6 protein-coding genes are annotated in these 6,565 nt (G+C 55.1%); all 6 read left to right on the top strand.

Annotated elements, in window-relative coordinates:
• A partial coding sequence (locus tag GXX82_07065) for a GDP-mannose 4,6-dehydratase (protein NLT22791.1) occupies positions 1-132 on the top strand: 132 nt, incomplete at its 5' end.
• Between the two features lie 10 nt (positions 133-142).
• Positions 143-1,264 (top strand): phosphonopyruvate decarboxylase, encoded by a 1,122-nt coding sequence (gene aepY, locus GXX82_07060; GenBank protein ID NLT22790.1) that lies wholly within the window; start codon positions 143-145, stop codon positions 1,262-1,264.
• Positions 1,257-2,393 carry a phosphonoacetaldehyde reductase gene (locus GXX82_07055; GenBank protein ID NLT22789.1) on the top strand — a complete coding sequence of 379 codons (1,137 nt, stop codon included), beginning with the start codon at positions 1,257-1,259 and terminating at the stop codon, positions 2,391-2,393. The genes aepY and GXX82_07055 overlap by 8 nt, the downstream gene beginning before the upstream one ends.
• Before the next feature lie 142 nt (positions 2,394-2,535).
• Positions 2,536-3,876, top strand: a complete 1,341-nt coding sequence (locus GXX82_07050) for a hypothetical protein (GenBank protein ID NLT22788.1) — start codon at positions 2,536-2,538, stop codon at positions 3,874-3,876.
• Complete coding sequence (locus tag GXX82_07045) at positions 3,866-5,197, top strand: O-antigen ligase family protein (protein ID NLT22787.1); 1,332 nt, start codon at positions 3,866-3,868, stop codon at positions 5,195-5,197. The genes GXX82_07050 and GXX82_07045 overlap by 11 nt, the downstream gene beginning before the upstream one ends.
• Positions 5,198-5,204: 7 nt before the next feature.
• Positions 5,205-6,565: hypothetical protein (locus tag GXX82_07040; protein NLT22786.1), on the top strand; the 1,361-nt coding region annotated here is incomplete at its 3' end.

The raw sequence follows: 6,565 nt of genomic DNA, 5'->3' as shown, positions 1-6,565 counted from the left end.
ATGGTCGACTACGACCTCAGGATGGCCGGCATCAACCCTCCCTGCGAGGGCATCGAGGCCTGCCGGTTGAAGGGCTTCCTCTACACGGACCACACCTACTCCCTGTACGAGAGGATACGGGAGGGGGCGTGAGGAAAGGTAAATGATAAGACCCGCAGAGTTTTGTGAGGTTCTGAAGGCTAGGGGTATCACTTTCTTCGCCGGTGTGCCCGATTCGCTCCTTCAAAACCTCTGCGCGTATCTCAGCGACCACAGCCGGCCTGGCGAACATATCATCGCGGCCAACGAGGGCAATGCCGTCGCGATGGCCGCGGGGCACTACCTTGCCACGGGGAAGAGGGGTGCCGTTTACATGCAGAACTCCGGGCTGGGAAACACGGTAAACCCTCTCGCATCCCTTATGGATCCCGAGGTTTACCGGATCCCTGTGCTGCTCATCATAGGATGGCGCGGAGAGCCGGGAGTGAATGATGAACCGCAGCATGTGAAGCAGGGTCGCATAACAACGGGCCAGCTCGAACTGTTGGAGATCCCTTTTAGCATCCTTGAGGCTGGCAGCGTCCTCAGCGCAGTCCTGGAAGACGTGTTCTCGGACCTCGAGCGGGAGAGGGCCCCCGTTGCCATAGTGGTCCGAAAGGACACATTCTCGAACCACGACTCCCACCGGAAGGTGAGGCAAAGGATGACGTTCAAACGCGAAGCGGCCCTGAGAATGGTCCTTTCCCTGGCAGGCGCGAAGGATATCGTGATAGCGACCACGGGCAAGACATCCCGGGAGGTCTTCGAGATCCGGGCCGAAGGCGGTGAGGGGCAGCGGGACTTTCTCACCGTGGGGTCCATGGGTCACACTTCCTCTCTTGCCCTGGGGGTGGCCCTCGGGAAACCGGAGCGCCGGGTGATCTGCCTCGATGGCGATGGCTCCCTGCTCATGCACATGGGCGCCCTTCCCATCATCGGCAGCCTCAAGCCGAAGAACCTTCTCCATGTGCTCCTCAACAACGCTTCACATGAATCGGTGGGCGGGCAACCGACGGTGGCGGATCGCATCGACTTCAGGAACATGGCGTTGGCCTGCGGCTACGCCCACTATCACAAGGCCACCGACGCGGCGAGCCTTTCGAGATGCTGGCAGCAACTGGAGAACCAGAAAGGGGCGGCGATGCTGGAGGTCGTAGTCTCCAAAGGGTCCCGGAAGGATCTCGGTCGCCCGACAGCGACTCCGGAGCAGAACAAAAGGGCATTCATGGAGCACATAAATGGTTGAGCGGGTCAGGGCCTATCAGTGGTTCCATCATAATCCCGTGCAGGTATACGCGGGCTCGGGCGCCTTCGAGCAACTGCACCGACTTGTCCCGGAAGGGAGGAGTCTCTTCATAACCTCGAGGGGCTTTACCGACCGTGGCGTGACGGCAAGGGTCCTGGCACGGCTGGGTGCCGCGAGAACGATAGTGCACGACGGGGTGAGACCGAATCCCGGTCTCGATGGTCTCGACGAAATGACGGCCGTATACAAGGACGCGAAGGTTGCCAGTATCCTGGCCCTTGGAGGAGGAAGCGTTCTTGATACCGCGAAGATCCTCTCCGTGACACTTGCGAACAGGAACAGACGGTCGCTGGCAGAGATATTCCGCGACGGAAAGACCGAACGATGGCCCGCGAAGATCCCCGTGATAGCCGTTCCGACAACGGCGGGAACGGGCGCGGAGGTCACGTCCTTCGCGACGGTCTGGGACCGGCCGGAGAGACGAAAGTTCTCGCTTGACAACGACCAGCTTTTCCCGCGGTACGCGCTTCTCGATCCTCGCCTGACGCTGACGCTCCCATACAGGGAAACCTTGTTCGGGGCCCTCGACACCGCATCGCATGCCCTGGAGTCACTGTGGAACAGGAAGAGAACGCCCGTCAGCCAGGCCCTGGCCGTGCAGTCGCTGAGGCACGTCAATGATAGCCTGAGGGACGTTCTCGAGGAGCCCGACAATCTCGGAAAGCGTGCACAGATGCAGTATGCGAGCATGCTTGCCGGCCTGGCGATCAACCAGACGAGGACCGCGATCGCCCATTCCATCTCCTATCCGTTGACAAGCCATTTCGGTGTTCCTCACGGTCTGGCATGCGGTTTCACGCTTTCCTCCATCCTGAAGTACGTCAGCGCCCGGGGGATCCTGCCCGAATCAGGCCCGTTCCTTTCGGCCCTGGAAGAGCTGCTCGACGGCCTCGGCCTGGAGGATGAAATGTCCGGGTACACGAGTTACGAGGAAGCGTCGGGGCTCATCGGCAAGATGTACACGCCGGAGAGGGCCGGCAACTTCATTGCCAGCGTGGACAGGAACGATATCGCGTGCATCCTGAAGGCGTCTTTCCGATGCCGGTCGTCCTGCCGGGAGACGGCCTGAGGCGATGGGAGTTCCTGAATAATCGGCTCTGATCTCAGGGTGGCCGACATTGACCTGCACAGAGAAGACACTGAAGCATGCCGGTGCGGGGATCTGCTGTATGCTGACCGTTGCTCCTTCACATGGGAAAAGGTAAGGGTAGATGCGCAAGATGTTTAGAATCAGGGAACTGGTAATTGCAGCAAGAGGATACCAGGCCAAGAGGGTATTGGGCAGGGCATTGGTGGTAAGCGGGCTCAACCAGGTGGTGAGTAGTGGTACGAATTTCGTGCTGGGTATCTGTCTTGTACGATTGCTGTCACCTGCGGAATTCGGACTTTACGGCATCGGTTTCGCCATCAGCCTTTTTTACGCAGGTATTGGGAGTGCTTTGTTCTTGACCCAGATGATTGTTCACACTCCTGACAAGTCGCCAGAAGAACGTAAGCCGTACGCGGGTCGGATATTGCTGCTGGAGTTATCGTTTTGCGCTCTCACGGTATCGCTTGGCGTGGTCACGCTATTGGCAAGCGGTTTGTTTTGGGATTCCATGGCGCGTCACGCCATGTTTGCGTTAGCCGTTATGGCCGCCTCCGTTACACATCTCTTGAAAGAGTTTTTTACGGGACATGCGTATAACGTTCGCAAAGAACCGTGGGCGCTGTCGATCCATAGCATGGTAGCTGTCGTTACCGTGGTCCTCCTCTTCACACAATACCGTTTCGTGGGCTCTCTCGACGCCGCAATTGCTCTGCTGGTCTACGCGACAGCGCAGGCAAGCGGGGCCTTGCTGGGTTTTTGCATGAGCAGACTGCCCGTCATGCACCCTTTATGCGCACTTATTGAGACTCTGACGGAAATATTCTGTGGCGGAAAGTGGGCCAGCATTGCCAGTGTGGTCCATTTTGCACGAATCCAGGTTTACACGATAGTGGTTGCATCTCTTCTGGGGCCGGTCGGTGTGGCGAAGCTCAATGCCTCGAGGCTGCTTGTTGCACCCGCGAACATGCTCACCCCGGCGCTGGGACAAGTGGCTATGCCTCGCCTGGCATCTTTTCGAGAGCGGGGCGAATTGCAGTTGCGAAGGCTGGGGCTTGCGGTGGCCTTCATTCTGCTGGCCGTGGCAATAGCCTACAGTACAATCCTGTTGAGTTGCTATGACATGATCGTCAACAGCGTGTGGGGTGAAAAATACGGTGGCCTGTTTGCCCTCACCGCGCTGTGGAGCCTGTACACGTGCCTGCTGGCATTACGCAATGGTACAGAAATGATTGGACAGATACTGAAGAAGTTCAAGAACTTGAGCAGAATCAACACGTACAGCGCCATCGTGTCCCTGGTTGCAACATACCTGTTTACCATAAACCATGGACTCCCGGGGGCGTTGGTCGGTCTGATCATAGGGGAGGTCACGCAATTGTGGCTGATACATCACATGTTCAAACAATCGCCGGCAATCCACAAGCCCGTTCCAGGATATTTCGGCAATTCCCATGAATATTGAACGAAGGTCATTAAGATTAACGGTCCCCGTCCTGTTCGTTTTTGCAAGTCTCATCCTGTTTGAGATGAGAGAATTTGATCAAGCGATTCAACGTCCTATCGACGCCGCAAACTTTCACAAGGTCGTGGCTTTGATTGCGATATTCCTGTACCTGCTGCTCTATATGTCAATGCGCGGGCTTCCCAGGGGATGGGGAGGTTTTCATGTTGGCTATATGCTGTATATCGTGTTGGGTCTTGCATCATCCATCGTGTATTCGCAGTTGCGGGCCTTCTCGTTTTGGAAGATCTTCGAAGTGTCATGCGTGTTCCTTCTGTCATTGTATGTTTTGTCTGCTTGTCGGAGGGACCCATCTCTGCGTGAACGTTTCTATGATTTATGCCTGAGTTTCCTGAAATTTATACTGATTGTGACATTGGTGGGGGCGATTGTGAATCCCACAGAGGCATTTCGGGTGCCCATTTCTGAAGAGAGCATGAGGATATATGGATCACCCATTTTACCGTATCAACTATTCGGTGTTCTCATCCAGGTTAATTCTAACAGCCTGGGGGCCATGGCCGCGATCCTGTTCTTCACATACACCTGCAGGTTGGCTGCCGGTAATAGTAACGTCGTTGTCTGGTCGTGGCTGTTGATATCCGTTGTCTTTCTCGTATTCAGTCAGAGCCGGACCGCCTTTCTGGGGCTGTTTAGTGCTTACATGTTGGCCATAACGGCTAATACAGTCCAGCGGAGGAGCACTAAGATAGTGTTGATGGTTCTTCTGATCTCATTTGTTGCCCTGATAGCCAGTGTGATAGGCGAATACTTTACTCGTGGCATGTATCTGGAGAGGTTGGCCCTTCTGACCGGTAGGATGATTTGGTGGGAGACAGCTATCGCGGAGTATCTGGATGCAAGTCTGTTGGCCAAGACCATAGGCTTGGGGTTTATGAGTGCCAATCGTTCGGTGCTTGCCGAGAGGCTTGATGCGGGGGGAGCCGCAACTCTGCATTCCGATTACGTAGATGCTCTGCTGTCAACTGGGATTGCGGGGGCGGGAATTGTTCTTGTGGTTATGGGGGTGCTGTTGGTCAAGGTGTACAGGTGTGCAAGGAAGACCAGCAGCATTATCTCGGTCGAGATGCTGGGAGTTGTTGTCATCCTGTGCGTGAGGAGTCTCACGGGCACTACCATTGCAAGCCACAACATCTTCCTCGTGATGCTTTTCTCAGTCGCCGTATATCTGCAGTTACCGCCGTTCCATTCCTCAATTGAACAATTGTCTGTGCGCAGTACCGGATCTGTCGCTCCAGTATCCAGTGGGAAGATTTGGTGAACAACACATGGATAAAGTGACCGAGGCATTGATCCTGTCGGACTCCGAGGCGGACTGCCGGGACAATTCCCATCGAAAGATAGCCGATGGGCATGTGGAATTCTCGGATTTCTCCAAACAGTCTCATGCGAAACGAAGCCGATCGCAGCACGTTTTTCTTTCCCGGCTTTTCGCGGAACTTGAACAAAGTAATATCCGTTACGCCGTGATGCGCAACTACGAATCATTGCCGTATGGAGTTGACGGCAGCGATCTGGATATTCTTGTGGCATTCGATTCAGAACAGAGAAGTAGGAAAGTCCTGTTGGAAGTCATTGAGGCGGTGGGCGCAGTAGCCATAGGGCTTGCAGCCACTGTCGGATTCTTCAAGGTCTATGTGCTGGGTCCCCCATTGTGGCCACATGGAGAATGGTGGGGGCTCAGGATTGACGTGAATGTTGGTTTGAGTTTCAAGGGTGCGCCCCTTGTCGGAAACGCCGTGTTGAATACATTCCAGAAACATAACGGCATATTTGTGTTACAGGCATGGCTTGCGGGAGTTCTGGGCGTATTGAAAGAGGTCCTTCAGAATAACTCTCTACCGGAGCGCTATTTGGAAGCGGCCAGGGAGGCTGTTCGGAGTGATTGGGTAACTGCACAGCAGGTCCTTGAGCCTATGGGGGCGAAAGCTCTCGCGGTTCTGCGGAAGGTTATCATTGAGGATAAGGCAGGAACGAATGCCAGGCCTCTTTGCAGGAATATTCGCAGGCACGTTGCTTGGCACGCATTGCACAGACGTCCTCTGCAATTCGTGAGGCTGCGCATTTTGTCTCAATGGTCCAAGATTCTACGCTGTCTCGATCCTCCGGGGGTAATGGTTGCCATATTAGGCGCTGATGGTGTCGGAAAGTCCACGATGATCGATGCAATCCGTCCGGTGCTGGAGGAGGCGACTCACAATGCTTTTTTCACTTACCATCTGAGACCTTCCTTTCTTCCATCCCTTGCACGTTTCAAGGGTGTAAAAAGTGCCGCGGGAGTATCCGCTGCGAACCCGCACGGCTTGAAACCTTCAGGCAGAATCGGGTCGCTGCTCAGGCTGACGTATCACATTCTGGATTACGTTTTGGGTTACTGGCTGGAGATTCGGCCTAGGATAGCCAGACAGCCGGCTGTCGTCCTCTTCGATCGTTATGCCTACGATATGGCTCTGGATCCACGTCGGTTTCGTATTCAATTGCCCCGTGGCTTGATTTGGTGGTTTACCCGACTTGCTCCCGGTCCGGATATTATCATCTGCCTGTACGGCAATCCAGCGGTTATTATCTTGCGAAAGCAAGAGCTGTCAGTGCGAGAACTCAAAAGACAAACGATGGAGCTGATCAGATT

Origin of the sequence: Syntrophorhabdus sp. (genome assembly GCA_012719415.1) — a bacterium.
GTDB lineage: Bacteria > Desulfobacterota > Syntrophorhabdia > Syntrophorhabdales > Syntrophorhabdaceae > Delta-02.
This window is presented reverse-complemented; position numbering and strand designations above follow the sequence as displayed.

Bases quoted from the DNA above. Each gene is read 5' to 3' on its own strand.
- aepY (NLT22790.1), top strand. From the start codon at position 143: ATGATAAGACCCGCAGAGTTTTGTGAGGTTCTGAAGGCTAGGGGTATC.
- GXX82_07055 (NLT22789.1), top strand. From the start codon at position 1,257: ATGGTTGAGCGGGTCAGGGCCTATCAGTGGTTCCATCATAATCCCGTG.
- GXX82_07050 (NLT22788.1), top strand. From the start codon at position 2,536: ATGCGCAAGATGTTTAGAATCAGGGAACTGGTAATTGCAGCAAGAGGA.
- GXX82_07045 (NLT22787.1), top strand. From the start codon at position 3,866: ATGAATATTGAACGAAGGTCATTAAGATTAACGGTCCCCGTCCTGTTC.